The organism is Lentzea sp. NBC_00516, from assembly GCF_036346835.1.
In the GTDB taxonomy this organism is placed as follows: domain Bacteria; phylum Actinomycetota; class Actinomycetes; order Mycobacteriales; family Pseudonocardiaceae; genus Lentzea; species Lentzea sokolovensis.
Genome location: NZ_CP107840.1, coordinates 8,664,826 through 8,682,731, shown reverse-complemented (window position 1 = coordinate 8,682,731; position 17,906 = coordinate 8,664,826). Strand labels below are relative to the sequence as shown.

The window sequence follows — 17,906 nt, the reverse complement described above, 5'->3', positions numbered from 1 at the left end:
CGCGCGCACAGTAGAGACATGACCTCTGACGTGCAGCTCTCCCCCACCCCGCGCAGCACCGTGATCCGCGGCAAGAAGCGAGCCGTCGAAGACCGCCAGGTGCTCTACGACATCCTCGACGCGGGCATGGTGTGCCATCTCTCCGTGGAGGTCGACGGGGCGCCGTTCCTCATCCCCACCGCGTACGGACGGGACGGCAACACCATCTTCCTGCACGGGTCGACGGGCTCACGGTCCATCAGGAGCATGCTCGAAGGCAAGCAGGTCTGCGTCGCGGTCACGCTGGTGGACGGCGTCGTCTACTCGCGGTCGGTGTTCCACCACTCGATGAACTACCGGTCGGCGATCATCCACGGCACCGCGAAGATCGCCGAGGACACCGAGCACGCCCTGCGCACGATCGTCGAGCACGTGACACCGGGCAGCTGGGACTACGCGCGCCGGCCGTCCAAGAAGGAACTCGCGCAGACCGCCGCGCTGGAGATCGACCTCACCGAGGCGAGCGTCAAGGTGCGCGACGGCGGGCCTGGCGAGGAGCCGTCCGACCTCGAAGCGAACCTCGTGTGGGCCGGGCACATGCCGCTCATCCAGTCGTGGGGCGCGCCGGTGCCGCACGAGACGGACAAGGCCATCCCGCCGCACGTCAGCGAACGGGCCCGTTGACCGGGTCGTATCGGTACGAGGTCATGGCGCGTGTGCCGTGGCGGTACACGTGGATCGACACGGCCGGATCCACACCATCGTTGCGCACCTGGTGCACGTAGCCGGGGCCCCACACGCGCGACTGACCGGCGTGAAGTGTGTGCACGACCTGGATCTTCGTGGTCACGACCTCGGTCAGCAGGCCGTTGACCACGGTGAACGCGCCCGAAGTGTGGTCGTGGTCGTGCAGCGACGCGACCTGACCGGGGAGCCAGCTCATCAGCCAGATCTCCTGGTCACCGGTCTTGTCGACCAACGCCGAGAAGCGCTCCTCGGGGTCGTACCGGAGCAGGTGCTTCCAGCGGTCGCGGTCGGCCGCCCACGCCAAAGCAACCCGGACGGGGTGCAGCAGCTGGGTGTTTTCAGGCAGTACGACGCTGTTCTCGGGAACGGCGAACATGGTGGAAAAGTCCTAACCAGGCGAGTGCGCGAAAAGAGGACGCGGGACTATCGCCGGGTACAACAGCAACATGCGTTGAAGGACATGGTGGAGAGGGTCCCGAAACCGGGACCCTCCGTCAATCCAGTCCCAAGGAGTGGGACACGTCCGCGACCAGATCTCGAGTGTCCTCACAGCCGGCCGAGAAGCGCACCAGGCCCTCGGGCACCGGGTCGCCGAACTGGGCCCGCCGGTCCGCGGTCGAGTGCAGGCCGCCGAACGACGTCGCCGCCGACACGAGCTTCGAACGCGACAGGAACTCCTCCACGGCGGCCACGTCCGGAAGTTCGAACGTCAGCACGCCGTTGAACCGCCGCATCTGCTGCGCCGCCACGAGGTACGAGGGATCGTCCGACGCGCCCGGCCAGCGCAGGTTGGCGACCCGGCCTTTGAGCAACGCGTGGATCGCCGCCGCGTTCTCCGCCTGCCGAGCGAGCCGCAAATCCAGGGTTCCCAGGCCGCGCAACGCGAGCCACGTCTCGAACGGCCCGGGAATCGCGCCGCTCATCGTCCGCGCGTCCCGCACCTTCGCCGCCAGCTCGGGAGAAGCCAGCGTCACGTGTCCGAAAAGGACGTCGCTGTGGCCGGCGACCGCCTTGGTGTCCGAGGCCACGACGATGTCCGCGCCCAGTTCCAGCGGTCGTTGTCCCAACGGCGTCGCGGTCGTGTTGTCCACGGCCAGCAACGCGCCGGCGGCGTGCGCCAGAGAGGCCAGCTCCGCGATGTCGCAGACGTCCAGACCGGGGTTCGACGGCGTCTCCAGGAGGACCAGCCGGGCACCCTCGAAGGACGGGTACGGCCCTGCCGTCGGCACCTCGACCACGTTCACGTCCATTTCGGACACGAACTTCCTGGTCAGGAAGTAACCGTCCGACGGGACGACCAGAGTGTCCCCAGTGGACAGAACCGTCCGCAGCAACGTCGAGATGGCCGCCATCCCGGACGGGAAGACGACGCACTCCCCGCCCTCCAAAGACCCCAGAGCGGATTCGAGGGCCCGCCAGGTCGGGTTGCCGGCGCGGCCGTAGTAGTCCTCGCCGCCCAGGTGGTACGCCGACGCGAACACCGGCTGCGCGCCGAACGGATCCCCTGGCTCGCCTGAAACGGCGTGGACGACCCGCGTGCCGTCCCCGAAGTCGGGGCTCACTGGCGTTCGTGCTTCCGGTCGCGGCCCAGCAGCGCGGCACCGAGGTCCCGCACGCTCAGCCCGTCGTGGCAGACCTGATGGATGCCTTCGGTGATCGGCATGTCGACGCCGTTCGCCGCCGCGAGTTCGCGGATCGACGAGCAGGACTTCACGCCCTCGGCGACCTGTCCGTGCGCGGCTTCCTGCGCCTGCGCGAGAGTGTCACCACGCCCGAGCCGTTCGCCGAAGGACCGGTTGCGCGACAACGGCGACGCGCACGTCGCCACCAGGTCGCCCAGTCCGGCCAGGCCCGCGAACGTCAGCGGGTCGGCACCCAGCGCCGCGCCCAGCCGTGCCGTCTCGGCCAGGCCGCGCGTGATGATCGACGCCATCGTGTTGTCGCCGTAGCCCATGCCCGCGGCCATGCCGCACGCCAGCGCGATGACGTTCTTGCACGCCCCGCCCAGCTCGCAGCCGACCACGTCGGTGTTGGTGTACGGACGGAAGTACGAATTCGAGCACGCGTGCTGCAGGTCGACCGCGCGGTCGTGGTCCGTGCACGCGATGACGGTCGCGGTCGGCTGCTCGACGGCGATCTCCTTGGCCAGGTTCGGCCCGGACACCACGGCGACCTGCGACTCGTCGACGCCGGCGACCTCGCGGATCACCTCGCTCATCCGCTTGAGCGTGCCGAGTTCGACGCCCTTGGACAGCGACACCAGCGTCGCGTCCGGTGGCAGCAGTTCCTTCCACGCCGACAGGTTCACCCGCAGCGTCTGCGACGGCACGGCCAGCACCACCGCGTCCGCCCCGTCCAGCGCCTTCGCCGGGTCGGAGGTGGCCGTGAGGTTGGCCGGCAACGAGATGCCGGGCAGGTAACCGGAGTTCACGCGGGTCTCGGTGATCTCCGACGCGACGTCCTGACGCCGCGCCCACAGCACGACCTCGGGACCGGAGTCCGCGATGACCTTCGCGAACGCCGTGCCCCACGAACCGGAGCCGAGCACCGCAACACGTTCGATCGGCATGGTGTTCAGGCCTTCCTGGGTCCGTAGAAGCCCTCGGGGGCCGGCTCCTGACGCACCTCGGCCAGGTGCTCCTTGACCGCGCCCATCAGCAGGTCCGTGACCTCGCGCAACATCGGGAGCGTCTCCTCCCTGCCGCGGTAGGCGGAGAGGTCGACCGGTTCGCCGACGAAGTGCGTGATCGTCTTGCGCGGGAACGGCCGGAACTTCTTCGCGTAGTGGTTGTAGAGGTCGAGCGTGCCCCAGCGGGCGACGGGGATGACCGGGCCGTCGTGCTGCAGTGCCAGCCGGGCCACGCCGGTGCGGGAGTTCGCGGGCCAGCCGTCGGGGTCCCTGGTGATCGTGCCCTCGGGGTAGATCACCACGATCTGACCGGTCGCCAGCGCCTTGTGCGCCTCGCGCAGGCTCTGCTGGGCGTCCGTGGTGCCTCGGTAGACGGGGATCTGGTTCGCGCCCTTCAGGATCCGGCCCATGATCGGCACGTTCCACAGGCTGTGCTTCGCGAGGAAGTGCGGCACCCGGTAGTTGCGGTGCACGAACACGGCGTCGTAGCACGGGTCGAGGTGCGAGATGTGGTTCATGACGAGCAGTGCCGCCCCCTGGCGCGGGATGCGCTCCCCGTGCAGGATCCGGTGCCTGCCCAGCACGAACGACATGGGGTAGACGATCGCCGCGGCGACCCCGACCCAGAAGCCGCCCTTCTCCCTGTTGGCCACGAGGCCTCTCCTCACCTGCTAGATCTGCGCCCGAGAGCACAGTAGTCCGCGAATCGTGGACTATGGCGAGGTGCGGGATGAAGTTGACCTAGTGGTCCCGGTCAAGACCCTCGACAGGGCCAAGACCAGGCTGACCAGCGCGACCGGCGGAGATCCGGTCTCACACGCGGCGCTGGCGCTCGCGCTCGCCCTCGACACGGTGAGCGCCGCGATCGCCACCCCCGGCGTCCGCCGAGTGGTCACGATCACATCGGATCCGGCCGTCGCGTCCGAAATGGCCGCTCTCGGTGTCGAGTCGCTGCCGGAACCCGCCGAGCCCGGTCTCAACTCGGCCTTGAAGCACGGCGCGCGCACGCTCCGCTCGTCCCGCATCGGCGCGCTCCAGGCGGACCTGCCGGCGCTCCGGCCCGACGAGTTGCAGGCCGCGCTCGAAGCTTCGGCCAGCCGACGTGCGTTCGTCCCGGACCGTCAGGGCACCGGCACGACGCTGCTCCTCGCCGCGCCTGGCGGAGAACTCGACCCGAGGTTCGGCGTCGGGTCGGCAGGGCACCACCGCGTTTCCGGTGCGGTCGCGCTGATCGGCGCGTGGCCGTCGTTGCGCTGTGACGTGGACACGGAAGAAGACCTACGGCTCGCGCTCATGCTCGGCCTCGGCACTCACACCGCGAACGCCTTGCCCGCCTGGACAACCTGAGCAGTCCTCACGCGTCTTCCCGGATGATCACGACTTGGGGAGACTGATGCGAGCGCTCATCGCGCTGGCGGGCGTCACTGCGCTCGCAGGCTGTGTGGCCGCCTATCCGATCGACCGTCCGCCCGACTACAGGGCCGAGAACAACCTCAGCACGTGCGGGGTGGACCTGCCCCAGGACTGGAAGGACCTGCTGTCGCGCACGACGACAGAGGCGGGCTCGCACGAGAAGGTCATCGTGGTCGCGGCGGACGCGGACGGCGGCACGACGCTGGTGAAGACCACGCGCAACAGGACCACCGAACTCGTGCTGCGCGACCACGGCAAACGCCAGCAGGTGGTCGCGATGCAGAACGACGGGCAGGTGTTCGGCGTCGAGTTCGACGGCCGCTGGGTGACGTTCTCCACCACGCCGAACCCGGCCAACCTCGCCACCACGACCTACGTGTGGGACTCGCGCAACGACGGCGCACCCGCCGAGATCGGCGGCTACGGTGCCGTGGTGCACAACGGCAAAGCCGCCTGGTCGGACCGTGCGGGCGTGCACTTCTACGACCTGGCCAAGAAGAAGGACAGGATCGTCGGCCAGGGCAAGACTCCCGTGTTCTTCGGCGACGCGGTCATCTGGCAGGAGGACGGGAAGTTCCGCGGTGAGGGAGCGCTGCCGGAACAGCTGGCGAACGCGACCCCCGGCACCAGCGTGGCATCCGATGGCCGCACGGTGGTGTGGACGCAGGGCGACAAGCTGCGCGGGTGGCGCGACGGCTGGCCGGAACCCCGTGACCTGGCCGGGATCAAGCTCACGCCGACGAGCGAGGGCATCCTGTTCCCGCGGGTCAGCGGGGACTTCGTGTCGTGGGTCTCGGGGTCGTCCTACGTCACGGACATCCGCAGCGGCGCGACCATGCACACGACCGAAGGCGCGTACTGGCTGGAAGTCCACGGCGGAGTGCTTACGCAGCAAGGATGGCGCGTCGCGGCCACCGCGCCGCTCTCGGAGCTTTCACCGCTGCGCAGGTGTTAAGGCCGTGACGAACGCCACGAAAGTGTTGGTTCAAGCAACTCAACGGGGAACCCCGGCACCTTTACATCCGTATCCCCTGCTGCAAACGACGTATCCCCCGACGTCGTTCCCCGACGCGTTGTCCTGAGGTGTACCTGCATGAGTTCATTGACGCACGCCGACTACCTGGCGTTGCGCCGTTTTCCCGCCCTCGACGGCCTGCGAGCCATTGCCGCGGTGCTGGTCGTCTTCTTCCACTACGGCGGCCCCGACTGGCTCCAGGGCTGGGCCGGTGTCCAGATGTTCTTCGTCCTCAGCGGATTCCTGATCACCACGCTGATGCTGCGCGAGGAGACCAGGACCGGCGAGATCTCGCTCGGTGAGTTCTACCTGCGGCGGGCGTTCCGGATTCTGCCGGTCTACTTCGTGCTCCTGCTCGTGACCGTCGTGGCGTCCGCGATCGCCGGCACGTTCTTCAGCAACGGGATCGGCTCCGCACTCAAGTACTTCCTCACGTTCACCAACGAGTTCGCCGGCGCCAGCCCGTACGGGCAGTCCTGGTCGCTGGGCATCGAGCAGAAGTTCTACCTGGTCTGGCCGCTGGTCGCGATCGCGCTGGGCACCGTGGTGCTGCGGCGCCGCGCCGGTGCCGCCGTCCTGGGCATGCTGCTCGCGCTGGTGGTCGTGAACTTCACGGCGTCGCACAGCAACCCCGGCTGGCCGCTGCACTACTTCTCGATCCTGACCGGCGTGCTGCTCGCCATCGCGTTGCACAGCCCGCGCGGATTCGCCCTGCTGCGCCCACTGACGAACCGGGTCGCGCAGGTGGTCGTCGCCGCGGGATTCGTCGCGGTGCACCTGAGCGTGAAACCGATCGCCGCTTTCCTCGACGGGATCAACGGAATTCCCGGTCACGTGCTGGTCATCCCGGTGTACGCGCTCGCGACGGCGGTGCTGCTGACCGCGATGGTCGCGCCGGGACCGGCCACGACCTTCCTGTCCACCAAGCCGATGCAGTTCGTCGGCGAGCGTTCGTACTCGCTCTACCTGGTCCAGACGATCGCCGCGACGATCATCGCGTTCTTCTGGCCCGCGTTGTTCGGTCTCGGCCAGTCCGTCGTGGTCACGGCACTGGGGCTGGCGCTGGCGAGTGTCCTCTACGTGACCGTGGAGATCCCGATGATCAACCTCGGCCGGCGCGTGATCACCCGCCAGCGCGCGAAAGCCGCCGTCAGGGCAGGTCTCGCTCAGCAGGGTGCGCCGCAGGCTCCCACGCCGCAGTCCGAGTCGTCGCGGCTCGCGACCATCGGGCAGGCCCAGCCGTAGAACGGGTTCGGGGCGAGCGGCACGGGTTCCCGGTCGCTCTCCCTGGCCAGTTCCGTGGCGTGGTGCGCGGTGAGCGTCACGGGGGTGCCGCTCGCCTGCGCCTCGTAGGCGCCCTTCTCCAGTTGAAGGATCTCGACGCCACGCGAGATGTCCGCCACGAACACGGTGTTGCGGTGCCAGTACGGCGCCCACGACGTCGCGGTGTCCGGCCGCCAGTACCCGATCTGGATCGGCTTGGCGGGGTTGGAGATGTCGAGGAACCTCGTGCCCTGGTTGTACCAGGAGTAGGCCACGATCCTCTTCTGCACGTCGAAGTAGTGCGCGGAACACGTGACGTCGCCGGGGATCGTGCCCTCCTGGTCGTCCGGGCTCCAGATGCCGACGGTCCTCATCTCCTTGGGCTGCTCGCCCCAGCCCTCACCGTTGTGCGTGCCCTGCAGCGAGGAGATGACGAACCGGCCCTCGGTCTTGCAGGTGGGCGAACCGAACGCCTCCTCGGTGTGCAGCAGGAGTGAGCCAGGCGGGTTCTCGCGCGTGGGCAACGGACCGTCGAGCAGCGTGCGGCCGATCGGGCGGAACGAGTTGTGCGTGAACGAGGTCGGCATGTCCGCCTTCGGCACCGTTCCGCCCGCGTACGCGACGGGATCCCACGCCTTCGCCTCGCGGTACTTGCCGCTCAACGGGTCGCGGTGCCAGCCCTGCGTGTAGTAGCCGCGGGTGCCGTCATCGCCCGCGACCCACGCGATTCCCTGGGCGTCGACCTGGACGTCGTGCGTGATCTTCCCCTCGCCGGCCTTGCCGCGGACGTCGACGGAGACCGGAAGTTCCTTCGGGGTCTTCGGATCGCGGATGTCGGTGACGAAGATCCGCCCGGTCTTGGCGTCCGACCTGTCCAGTCCTGCCGTCCAGAGGAACTGGCAGTCGTTGACGCAGGTGCTCGTGTGACCGGTGTTCTGCCGGTGAAAGCTGAGGATCTTGAGGTCGGCGGGGTCCACAGCGGACACGATGTAGTTGCCGGTCGGGCGGTCGCCGGGCAGTGCGCGCCCGAACGAGTTGACCTCGCGCGCCAGGAACGCGAGCTTGCGCTTCGGGTCGACGTTGATGTCCTCGTTCTCCCAGAAGCGCTTCGTCGGGTCGTCGCCCGGCAGCGCCATCTCCTCCTTGGTGAGGTGGTCGAGGAGCTTGGGCTTGTCGAGGTCGGTGACGTCGAACGTCTTGAGCCCGGTCTCCATGCTCACGAACGCCACGTCGCGCTTGCCGTACTGGGCGAACGCGATCGAGATGGCCCGTTCGGTACCGGGAAGTGAGGCTTTCAGGCGGACGTTCTTCGCCGCCGCCTGCAGTCGTGGTTTGTCCACCTTCGGTGTCCTGGGTTCGGCTGAGGCAGCCGAAGCCAGTCCTGCCGTGGTGAAGGCCAACAGGGTCGCCGCGGTGATCGTGGCAATAACCTTCATGAATCGACCCTGGCAGCGCGCCGAAGAAGACGTGTAGGTCCGAACGTCTAGGGTTCTGGTCCGTGCAGGCGACCGTGTCTAATTTTAACAGTGACGGCTCTGCCGTCGTTCTGCGTGATGACGGCGTTCTCGTCGACGTGAGTGCCGAAGCCGTCACGGCGGGTGGCTGGCGAATGCTGCGTCCGGGGCAGCGGGTGACCCTCGAACGTAGTCCCGGCGGGGCCGTTACCGCTCTTCGCATGCCTGTTCTGTGACGAGGAGTTCACCAGACGGACGTCCTGCTTGGGGGCGCTCACGGCGATAGTGCGCCACAATGCGTGACGTGAGCAAGGACGACGACAACGACGGTAAGGCGACCCCCTCGCGACGCCGCGCCTCGCGTGCGAAGGCGGAAGCGGCGACCCCGCGCAAGCAGCCTCGCGCGGCGACCCGGCGAGTGTCCACGACGCGGGCGAAGGTCGAACGGGGGCCCACGGCCGCCGCTCCGTTGCGCGGCGTGCCTTCCGCACCGCCCGCCGTGACGTCGAGCGCGATACCGACCGACCTGCCGGACGACCGGTATTTCAACCGTGAACTGTCCTGGTTGGACTTCAACGCCCGCGTGCTCGCCCTGGCCGAGGACTCCTCGCAGCCGTTGCTGGAGCGCGCGAAGTTCCTCGCGATCTTCGCCTCGAACCTGGACGAGTTCTACATGGTCCGGGTCGCGGGCCTGAAGCGTCGCGCGGAGACCGGTCTCTCGGTCCGCAGCGCGGACGGGCTCACCCCGCAAGAGCAGCTCGTGTCGATCTCCAAGCGCACGCAGGAACTCGTGGAGCAGCACGCCCGCACGTTCCTCGACCACATCCGGCCTGGTCTGGAAGAGCACCGGATCAGCATCGTGACGTGGGGCGACCTCACGGACTACGACCGGTTGAGGCTCTCCAACTACTTCAGCGAGCAGGTGTTCCCGGTCCTGACGCCGCTGGCGGTCGACCCGGCGCACCCGTTCCCCTACATCTCGGGGCTGTCGCTGAACCTCGCGGTGACCGTGCGCGATCCCGAGGGCGGCGGCGAGCGGTTCGCCCGCGTGAAGGTGCCGGACAACGTGCCGCGCCTCGTGCGGGTGGAGGGGGACCGGTCGTCCACTTCCGCGACCTTCCTGCCGCTGGAGGAACTCATCGCCGCGCACCTGGGCGAGCTGTTCGCCGGCATGGAGGTCATCGAGTGCCACGCGTTCCGCGTGACGCGCAACGCGGACCTCGAGGTCGAGGAGGACCGCGACGAGGACCTGTTGCAGGCGCTCGAACGCGAGCTCGCGCGGCGCCGGTTCGGCCCGCCGGTGCGGCTGGAAGTCGCCGACGACATGACCGAGCACATGCTCGAACTGTTGCTGCGGGAGATGGAGGTCGACCCGCACGACGTCGTGACCGTGCCCGGCCTGCTCGATCTGTCGTGCCTGTGGCAGCTCTACGGCATCGACCGCAAGACGTTGAAGGACCCGGCGTTCGTGCCGGCGACGCACCCGGCGTTCGGGGAGCGCGAGACGCCGAAGAGCGTTTTCGCGACGCTGCGCGAGGGTGACGTTCTCGTGCACCACCCGTACGACTCGTTCTCCACGTCCGTGCAGCGCTTCATCGAGCAGGCCGCGGCCGACCCGCACGTGCTCGCCATCAAGCAGACGCTGTACCGCACCTCGGGCGACTCGCCGATCGTCGACGCGCTGATCGACGCGGCCGAGGCGGGCAAGCAGGTCGTGGCGCTGGTGGAGCTGAAGGCGCGCTTCGACGAGCAGGCGAACATCAAGTGGGCGCGGGCGCTGGAAAAGGCGGGCGTGCACGTCGTCTACGGCCTGGTGGGCCTGAAGACGCACTGCAAGACGTCGTTGGTCGTGCGCCAGGAAGGCTCGACGATCCGCCGCTACTGCCACATCGGCACCGGCAACTACAACCCGAAGACCGCGCGGTTGTACGAGGACGTCGGCATCCTGACGGCCGAGCCGACGATCGGCGCGGACCTCACCGACCTCTTCAACGTGCTGACCGGTTATGCGCGCCAGGACGAGTACCGCTCGCTGCTCGTCGCTCCCTACGGCGTCCGCAAGGGAATCGTCGACCGCATCAACCTGGAGATCGAGCGCGCGCAGGCGGGCGAGCCCTCCGGTGTTCGTATCAAGGTGAACTCGCTCGTGGACGAGCAGGTCATCGACGCGCTGTACCGGGCGTCGCAGGCCGGTGTGCCCGTCGACATCGTCGTGCGCGGCATCTGCGGCCTGAAGCCGGGTATCAAGGGACTGTCGGAGAACATCCAGGTGCGCTCGATCCTGGGCCGGTTCCTAGAACACTCGCGCGTCTTCCACTTCGTCTCCGCCGAGGAGTACTGGATCGGCAGCGCGGACATGATGCACCGCAACCTGGACCGCCGCGTCGAGGTCGCCCTGCGCGTGGCCGATCCACGCCTGACCAAGCAACTGGGCGACATGTTCGACTCCGCACTCGACCCGCACACGCGCTGCTGGGTTCTGCGCGCTGACGGAGAATGGGAAGCCTCGCCGTCGGACGGCTCGTCCGTGCGGGACCATCAGATGGAACTGCTGCACAAGCACGGAGCTCTTGGGTGATCAAAGCTGCTGGGGCGGTGCTCTGGCGCGATGCGGACGGAAACGTCGAAGTCGCGGTCGTGCACCGTCAGCGTTATGACGACTGGTCGTTGCCGAAGGGCAAACTCGACCCCGGAGAGACGATTCCCGCCTGCGCCGTGCGGGAGATCGAGGAGGAGACGGGCTTCTCCTGCGTGCTCGGCCGCCATCTCCGGCAGGTGTCGTATTCGGTGAAAGGCGTGCCGAAGACCGTCGACTACTACGCCGCTCAGGCCGTTTCCGGTTCGTTCGCACCGAACGAAGAGGTCGACGTTCTGCGGTGGCTGCCGGTCGCCGAGGCGTCGGAGTTGCTGACCTACGAACCTGACCGGGACGTGCTGGCGGAGTTCGCGCGCCTGCCGGCGGACCTGCTGCTGGTCGTGCTGGTGCGGCACGCGAAGGCGGGGAAGCGTTCCGAGTGGGACGGCGACGACGACCTCCGCCCGCTCTCGGACGCGGGCTGGCGCCAGGCCGCGGCGCTGCGCACGTTGTTGCCCCTGTGGGCACCGGTGCGCGTCCACACCGCGCCCAGGGTGCGTTGCGCGGACACCGTGCGGGCCGTGGCAACCGACCTGTCCGTGGAGATGGTCGAGGAGTATCGACTGTCGGAGGAGGGCTACTGGCCCGACCCGGACGCCGGTCTGGTGCGCCTGCTTGAAGTGGCCGCTTTCGAAGGTCGTGCGGTCGTCTCCTCACAGGGCGGCGTGATTCCGTCCGTCGTGCAGTCGCTGGCGGAGATGGGCGGGCTGCGGCTCGACGAAATCCCCTGCAAGAAGGGCAGCGCGTGGGTGCTGGCCTTCACCAGGCCGTTCGGCACGTGGTCCACTTCGGACTCGCCTTCTGGCTGGCCAACCCTGGTGTCGGCGCACTACCTGGCCTCGCCGCTGCCGCGTCCCTAGCCGCTGTTGCAGACGTTTTCAGCCGCCGTCTTCCCGCTCTGACGAAAGTTCGCCTGTGGCAACCAAGTCGGGCCGGAAGGCGGCGGTTTCGCTTGCACCGGGGGCGTTCGCAGGCATGCCGGCGTTATTTCTATTGGCGGGCCGGGGGTTCGGAGGAACCTCGCCGGGCAATCCTCCAGGCCGGGTTCCGGAATTCTGAGTGGCGCATCAAAGCCGTGCCGCGGGCGGGCTGTCTCCGGCTGAACGTTTCCTGAGCCTTGGCACAGCCTTCTCCCCCGGCTTGGGGCGAATGGAACGGCTCTCCAGGCATGCGGCCTCCCCGCCGCCTCCGCCATGTTCCAGGCCTGCCAGGCGTTCTTGGCCTCGCGCCCAATCCGCGAGTTCGACCGACTTCCCGGCGAACTCGCCGCCGTCTGCGGAGCAGCGGCAAAAAAACACGAAGGCCCCGGTGTGCGCACACCGGGGCCTTCCGCGTGGTTCCTGAAGTGACGCAGCCTCCCTCAGGAGGCCCGTCTCACTTCTTCTTGGCAGCCGTCTTGCGAGCAGCCGGCTTCGCAGCCGCGGTCTTCGCAGCGGGCTTGGCCGCAGCCGTCGTCTTGGCGGCAGCAGGCTTGCGGGCCGTGGTGGCCTTCGCAGCCGCGGCCGGCTTGGCGGCAGCCTTGGTGGCGGTCGCCTTCGCAGGCGCCTTGGCAGCAGCGGGCTTCGCCGCGGCGGCCGTGGTGGTGCGACGGGTCGCGGGCGCCTTGGTGGCGGCCGCGGCCGTGCGAGTGCGCGTCGTGGTCGTCGCGCGGGTCGTCGCGGCCTTGGTCGCCGGAGCCTTGGTAGCCGCGGGCTTCGCGGCAGCAGCGGCGGCGGGCTTCGCGGCGGCCTTGGCCGCAACGGCCTTCGGCAGCTTCTTCGCGCCGCTGATGACGTCCTTGAACGTCGAGCCGGGGCGGAACGCGGGCACGTTGGTCTTCTTGACCTTCACGGTCTCACCGGTGCGCGGGTTGCGCGCGGTGCGAGCCGCACGGGCGCGCTTCTCGAAGACGCCGAAGCCCGTGATGTTGACCTTCTCGCCCTTGTTGACGCTGCGGACGATGACGTCCACGAGGCCGTCAACAGCAGCGCCGGCGGTCTTCTTGTCTCCAAGGCGCTCGGCGAGCGCCTCGATGAGCTGGGCCTTGTTCACCGTCAGTCCCTCCCAGGACGCTTACGGCCCATAAGCGTCTGGGCCGACTAGAACGCAACGGTAGGCCCAAATCGCGAGAAATACCAATCGCCACGCCAGATTTTTCGTTGTGGCGTGGCTAATTGCGCCCCTTCGAGGGACAGGAGGCGCCGGATTCGCCCCTCTCAAGGGGTAAATCCGGCCCCCTCTCAGACGGCCGGAAGCGGATCCGTTGTGGGCAGCCAAGTCTGGCGATTGCCCTCGAATGCGCTGATCTCGGGCTCGTGGCGCAGCGTCAAAGCGATGTCGTCGAGCCCTTCCAGAAGGCGCCAGCGGGTGTAGTCGTCGATCTCGAACGGGGCAACCAAGTCCTTGGCGCGAACGGTCTTGTCGGTGAGGTCCACCGTGACCGCCGTGCCGGGTTCGGACTCCAGCAACTTCCACAGCAGCTCGACATCGGACTGGCTGCACTCCGCCGCCACGAGCCCCTGCTTGCCGGAGTTGCCCCGGAAGATGTCCGCGAACCGGGACGAGATGACGACGCGGAAGCCGTAGTCCATCAACGCCCAGACGGCGTGTTCCCGAGAGGACCCGGTGCCGAAGTCAGGGCCCGCAACGAGGACGCTGCCCGCGTTGAACGGCTCCTGGTTGAGGATGAAGTGCTCGTCTCCGCGCCAGGCGGCGAAGAGCCCGTCCTCGAACCCGGTGCGGGTCACGCGCTTGAGGTAGACGGCCGGGATGATCTGGTCGGTGTCCACGTTGGACCTGCGCAGCGGCACACCGACGCCCGTGTGGGTGGTGAAGGCGTCCATGGTCAGACCTCCAGGTCTGCGGGGGCGGAGAGGGTGCCGCGCACGGCCGTGGCGGCGGCGACGAGCGGGGAGACGAGGTGCGTCCTGCCGCCCTTGCCCTGCCTGCCCTCGAAGTTGCGGTTGGAGGTCGACGCGCTGCGCTCGCCGGGCGCGAGCTGATCCGGGTTCATGCCAAGGCACATCGAGCAGCCGGCCTGCCGCCACTCCGCGCCCGCGTCGAGGAAGACCTTGTCCAGGCCCTCGTCCTCGGCCTGCTTTCGCACCCGCATCGAACCGGGGACGACCAGCATCCGTACTCCTGAAGCGACGTGCTTCCCCTTGATGACGTCCGCCGCGGCGCGCAGGTCCTCGATGCGCCCGTTGGTGCAGGAACCGAGGAACACCGTGTCCACGCGGATGTCGCGCAGCGGCGTACCGGCCTCGAGGCCCATGTACGTCAGCGCCTTCTCGGCGGCCACGCGCTCGTTCTCGTCCACGATCTTCTCGGGGTCCGGGATGTTCGCGCTCAGAGGCAGACCCTGGCCGGGGTTCGTGCCCCACGTGACGAAGGGAGTGAGCTCGGCCGCGTCGATGTGCACCTCGGCGTCGAACGTCGCGTCGTCGTCGGTCCGCAGCGTCTTCCAGTATTCGACCGCCGCGTCCCAGTCCGCGCCGGACGGCGCGTGCGGACGACCCGAGATGTAGTCGAAAGTCGTGTCGTCCGGTGCGATCATGCCGGCGCGCGCGCCCGCCTCGATCGACATGTTGCAGACCGTCATGCGCGCTTCCATCGACAGCGCCTCGATGGCGTCGCCGCGGTACTCGAGCACATAGCCCTGTCCGCCACCGGTTCCGATCTTCGCGATGACGGCGAGGATGATGTCCTTCGCCGTGACGCCTTCGCCGAGCGGGCCGTTGACGTTGATGGCCATCGTCTTGAACGGACGCAACGGCAACGTCTGCGTCGCCATCACGTGCTCCACCTCGGACGTGCCGATGCCGAACGCCAGCGCGCCGAACGCACCGTGGGTGCTCGTGTGACTGTCGCCGCACACCACCGTCATTCCCGGCTGCGTGAGGCCGAGCTGCGGGCCGACCACGTGGACGATGCCCTGCTCGAAGTCCCCCATCGGGTGCAGCCGCACCCCGAACTCCGCGCAGTTGCGCCGGAGCGTCTCAACCTGCGTGCGCGACACCAGATCCGCGATCGGCTTGTCGATGTCGACGGTCGGAACGTTGTGATCCTCGGTGGCGATCGTGAGATCGGCCCTGCGCAGCTTGCGGTTCGCAAGGCGCAGCCCGTCGAACGCCTGGGGGCTGGTGACTTCGTGCAGCAGATGGAGGTCGATGTAAAGCAGGTCCGGCTCCGCACCACTTCCGTGGCGCACAACGTGTGCCTCCCACACCTTCTCCGCGAGCGTGCGGCTCATCGCGACATCTCCCACATTATGGACGCGCCGACAGATCTGGACTTCTCACTGTCTGGGAAGTTAGTATCGGCTTGTGGGACAGCATAGCGGGATCGGCGTGCTGGACAAGGCAGTGGCCGTGTTGAACGCCGTAGCAAAAGATCCTTGTGGCCTGGCCGAGTTGTGCAACCGCACCGGCCTCCCGCGAGCGACCGCGCACCGCCTGGCCGTAGGCCTTGAGGTGCACAGGTTGCTGCGCCGAGGCTCCGACGGCCGCTGGCGTCCGGGCGCCGCTCTGGCCGAGCTCGCGGGCGGCGCGACAGACCCGTTGCTGGACGCCGCTTCCTCTGTCCTGCCGCGCCTGCGCGACATCACAGGCGAAAGCGTGCAGCTCTACCGCCGCGACGGCATGCAACGAGTCTGCGTCTCCTCAGCAGAACCGCCTTCAGGCCTGCGCGACACAGTCCCCATCGGCGCCAGGCTCCCGATGACAGCCGGCTCAGGCGCCAAGGTCCTGGCCGCATGGTCAGACCCAGGCACCCAACGCGCAGTCCTGGCCGACGCCGTCTACGGCGAACGCACGCTCCTGGAAGTCCGCCGCCGAGGCTGGGCCCAAAGCGTGGCAGAACGAGAACCAGGCGTGGCGTCAGTCTCAGCCCCAGTACGAGACTCCTCAGGCGCCGTAGTAGCCGCAGTCTCGGTAAGCGGCCCGATTGACCGAATGGGCCGCCGCCCAGGCGCCCGCTGGGCAGCGGACCTACTGGCCGCAGCCGAAGCACTACAAAGCCGCCTCTAAAGCACCAACGCACCCTCTCGGCCGCCCTCCCAACGGGAGGGCGGCCGACGCCTTTTCCACCCCCGACACGCCGCCCATCCCAAACGACACGCGGCAACCACGTCTCAACAGGCACCAGGCCATCCGGCCCAACGCCAGAGAGGCGAGGGACAAGGTCGATAGGACGATGGGGCCGCAGCGGGAACGAGCCAGAGGGACGCGGGCAGGCAAGCGGAGCGAGCCTCTAGCGAATGGGGCGGCAGCCTGACGGATAGATGCCTATGGGCGCCCCAAGATAAGCCCGTCGCAGGCCAGCCAGGAATGCGCACGAGCGAATTGGGTGATCGCCGTCACGCAATCACAGGACGAGCGAAGCGAGGCCAACACCCATTACGCGAGCGAAGCGAAGCGCTAACCGAAAGGTCCGGGCACACCCACGCCGGGGGTCCGGGGGCGGAGCCCGCCGGCTGGGGGTCTGGGGGCTCGGCCCCCAGAGGACACAAACGAAAGAGGCCTGTCTGCGCACTCCGCAGACAGGCCTCTGACACCTCTGTAGCCCCGAAGGGATTCGAACCCTCGCTACCGCCTTGAGAGGGCGGCGTCCTAGGCCGCTAGACGACGGGGCCCTAGAACTTCTTGCTGGTTTGAACCTTATCAGATCGCTCTGGCCGGTCCAAATCCGGCTATTCAATTCTATTTTCAGCAGCTCCGAAAGCTTACCCGAGGGCAGTTCTTCCGTAGCAGCTGGGGTACCAGGACTCGAACCTAGACTAACTGAACCAGAATCAGTCGTGCTGCCAATTACACCATACCCCATTGGCTTTCACGATCGACTTCGTTGTCCCGCAGGAGTTCCGAGGTCCTCGTTGCTGCCGTGAGAAATACTAGACCACGTCCCCACCAGAAGTGAAATCGGCCCCCACCTGAACGCATACACGCAGGTAGGGGCCGGTCTCGGGGCACATCTCAGGCGCTGGCGGTGGAGAGCTCGCAGACGAGGAGCTCCGGCAGTTCCGCGAGCGTCGTGATGGACGACAGGCCCGCGGGCAGTGTGCCGCCGGTCGGGCCGGTGCGGTTGATCCAGACACCGTGCATTCCGGCGTCGCGCGCGCCGATGGCGTCGGCGTGCAGGCGGTCTCCCACGTGGACGGTGTCGCCGGGCGAGACGCCCAGGGCGAGGCACGCGGTGTGGAAGATCACGCGGTCCGGCTTGGCGCAGCCGACCTCGCCGGCGATGAGGACCGCGTCGAAGTACTCGGAGAGGCCGAGCTGGGCGATCTTCACGCGCTGGTGGCGGCCCGAGGCGTTGCTGATCGCGGCGATGGGCAGGCCGGTCGCCCGCAGCCAGTCGAGCATCGGGATGACGTCCGGGAACAGACACCAGCCGGAGGTGAGGACCTCCTGGCGGCCGAGCTCGCGGCGGGTGGCTTCCTCCAGCGTGAGCTCCTCGCCGAGTGCGGCGAAGAAGGCCTGGGTGCGGATGTTGCGCATCGCCTCGTACTGGAGCTCACCGGCGAGCTGGCGGGAGACGTGGTCGTCGGTGATTCGCTGCCACAACGACCAGGCGTCGGCGTTACCGACCATCGAGGCCAACGCGGCTCGCGATGAACTGCTGTAGTCGACAAGTGTGTCGTCGACGTCCAGGCAGACAGCGCGGATCTCGCCGGTTCTCTTACGCGTGAAAGTCGGGGACGCAGTTGTCACTCCGGAAGGTTAGGTGCGCGAGGGCCTCGTCCGATTCGGCTAACGAGGTGATTCCTATAGGTCCTTGCACGATCCAGCAGAC

The 17,906-nt window shown here is 68.0% G+C and carries 16 protein-coding genes and 2 tRNA genes; 7 read left to right on the top strand and 11 right to left on the bottom strand.

The features are described from left to right. The first annotated feature begins 18 nt into the window (after positions 1–18). On the top strand, positions 19–663 hold the full coding sequence (locus tag OG205_RS40230) for a pyridoxamine 5'-phosphate oxidase family protein (protein ID WP_330273046.1): 645 nt from the start codon (positions 19–21) through the stop codon (positions 661–663). Here the strand turns inward: OG205_RS40230 and OG205_RS40225 are convergent. From OG205_RS40225 to OG205_RS40210, 4 genes are all read right to left on the bottom strand, one after another. After that, positions 644–1,102 (bottom strand): cysteine dioxygenase, encoded by a 459-nt coding sequence (locus OG205_RS40225; protein ID WP_330273045.1) that lies wholly within the window; start codon positions 1,100–1,102, stop codon positions 644–646. The two genes, OG205_RS40230 and OG205_RS40225, sit on opposite strands and share 20 nt — an antisense overlap. A 118-nt stretch (positions 1,103–1,220) precedes the next feature. Continuing rightward, the gene (locus OG205_RS40220) at positions 1,221–2,288 is read right to left on the bottom strand and encodes a cystathionine gamma-lyase (RefSeq protein ID WP_330273044.1); all 1,068 of its coding nucleotides are present in this window, start codon (positions 2,286–2,288) and stop codon (positions 1,221–1,223) included. Next, positions 2,285–3,295, bottom strand: coding sequence for an NAD(P)H-dependent glycerol-3-phosphate dehydrogenase (locus OG205_RS40215; RefSeq protein WP_330273043.1), 1,011 nt, complete (start codon positions 3,293–3,295; stop codon positions 2,285–2,287). Before OG205_RS40215 ends, OG205_RS40220 begins: the two co-directional genes overlap by 4 nt. A 5-nt stretch (positions 3,296–3,300) precedes the next feature. Then, positions 3,301–4,008, bottom strand: coding sequence for a lysophospholipid acyltransferase family protein (locus OG205_RS40210; protein WP_319977636.1), 708 nt, complete (start codon positions 4,006–4,008; stop codon positions 3,301–3,303). A gap of 70 nt (positions 4,009–4,078) precedes the next feature. On the opposite strand from OG205_RS40210, the gene cofC reads away from it, so the two are divergent. The 3 genes from cofC to OG205_RS40195 all read left to right on the top strand — a co-directional run bounded on the left by cofC (position 4,079) and on the right by OG205_RS40195 (position 7,028). Continuing rightward, entirely contained in the window at positions 4,079–4,702 is a 624-nt protein-coding gene (gene cofC / locus OG205_RS40205) for a 2-phospho-L-lactate guanylyltransferase (protein ID WP_330273042.1), read from the top strand. A 46-nt stretch (positions 4,703–4,748) separates the two neighbouring features. Continuing rightward, the gene (locus OG205_RS40200; protein WP_330273041.1) at positions 4,749–5,723 is read left to right on the top strand and encodes a hypothetical protein; all 975 of its coding nucleotides are present in this window, start codon (positions 4,749–4,751) and stop codon (positions 5,721–5,723) included. A 138-nt stretch (positions 5,724–5,861) separates the two neighbouring features. Further along, positions 5,862–7,028: an acyltransferase family protein gene (locus tag OG205_RS40195; RefSeq protein WP_330273040.1), complete on the top strand. Its 1,167-nt coding sequence runs from the start codon at positions 5,862–5,864 to the stop codon at positions 7,026–7,028. On the opposite strand, the gene OG205_RS40190 is transcribed toward OG205_RS40195, so the two are convergent. Beyond that, on the bottom strand, positions 6,950–8,482 hold the full coding sequence (locus OG205_RS40190) for an LVIVD repeat-containing protein (RefSeq protein WP_330273039.1): 1,533 nt from the start codon (positions 8,480–8,482) through the stop codon (positions 6,950–6,952). The genes OG205_RS40195 and OG205_RS40190 overlap by 79 nt on opposite strands. A 322-nt stretch (positions 8,483–8,804) precedes the next feature. Here OG205_RS40190 and OG205_RS40185 point away from each other — a divergent pair, with 322 nt between their 5' ends. Beyond that, positions 8,805–11,078, top strand: coding sequence for an RNA degradosome polyphosphate kinase (locus OG205_RS40185; protein ID WP_442916654.1), 2,274 nt, complete (start codon positions 8,805–8,807; stop codon positions 11,076–11,078). Then, complete coding sequence (locus OG205_RS40180) at positions 11,078–11,995, top strand: NUDIX hydrolase (RefSeq protein WP_330278329.1); 918 nt, start codon at positions 11,078–11,080, stop codon at positions 11,993–11,995. The genes OG205_RS40185 and OG205_RS40180 overlap by 1 nt, the downstream gene beginning before the upstream one ends. 514 nt (positions 11,996–12,509) lie before the next feature. On the opposite strand, the gene OG205_RS40175 is transcribed toward OG205_RS40180, so the two are convergent. The 3 genes from OG205_RS40175 to leuC all read right to left on the bottom strand — a co-directional run bounded on the left by OG205_RS40175 (position 12,510) and on the right by leuC (position 15,366). Next, the gene (locus OG205_RS40175) at positions 12,510–13,166 is read right to left on the bottom strand and encodes an HU family DNA-binding protein (RefSeq protein ID WP_330273037.1); all 657 of its coding nucleotides are present in this window, start codon (positions 13,164–13,166) and stop codon (positions 12,510–12,512) included. A 188-nt stretch (positions 13,167–13,354) separates the two neighbouring features. Next, the gene (gene leuD, locus OG205_RS40170; protein WP_330273036.1) at positions 13,355–13,957 is read right to left on the bottom strand and encodes a 3-isopropylmalate dehydratase small subunit; all 603 of its coding nucleotides are present in this window, start codon (positions 13,955–13,957) and stop codon (positions 13,355–13,357) included. A gap of 2 nt (positions 13,958–13,959) precedes the next feature. Further along, on the bottom strand, positions 13,960–15,366 hold the full coding sequence (leuC, locus tag OG205_RS40165) for a 3-isopropylmalate dehydratase large subunit (RefSeq protein ID WP_330273035.1): 1,407 nt from the start codon (positions 15,364–15,366) through the stop codon (positions 13,960–13,962). 73 nt (positions 15,367–15,439) lie between these two features. Between leuC and OG205_RS40160 the strand changes: the two genes are divergently transcribed. Further along, positions 15,440–16,141, top strand: a complete 702-nt coding sequence (locus tag OG205_RS40160) for an IclR family transcriptional regulator (protein WP_053736944.1) — start codon at positions 15,440–15,442, stop codon at positions 16,139–16,141. A 532-nt stretch (positions 16,142–16,673) separates the two neighbouring features. On the opposite strand, the gene OG205_RS40155 is transcribed toward OG205_RS40160, so the two are convergent. The 3 genes from OG205_RS40155 to OG205_RS40145 form a co-directional block, all read right to left on the bottom strand. Next, positions 16,674–16,746 (bottom strand) — tRNA-Glu (locus tag OG205_RS40155). 118 nt (positions 16,747–16,864) lie between these two features. Continuing rightward, positions 16,865–16,936 (bottom strand) — tRNA-Gln (locus tag OG205_RS40150). A gap of 150 nt (positions 16,937–17,086) precedes the next feature. Next, positions 17,087–17,824: an HAD family hydrolase gene (locus OG205_RS40145; protein ID WP_330273034.1), complete on the bottom strand. Its 738-nt coding sequence runs from the start codon at positions 17,822–17,824 to the stop codon at positions 17,087–17,089. Between the last annotated feature and the right edge of the window lie 82 nt (positions 17,825–17,906).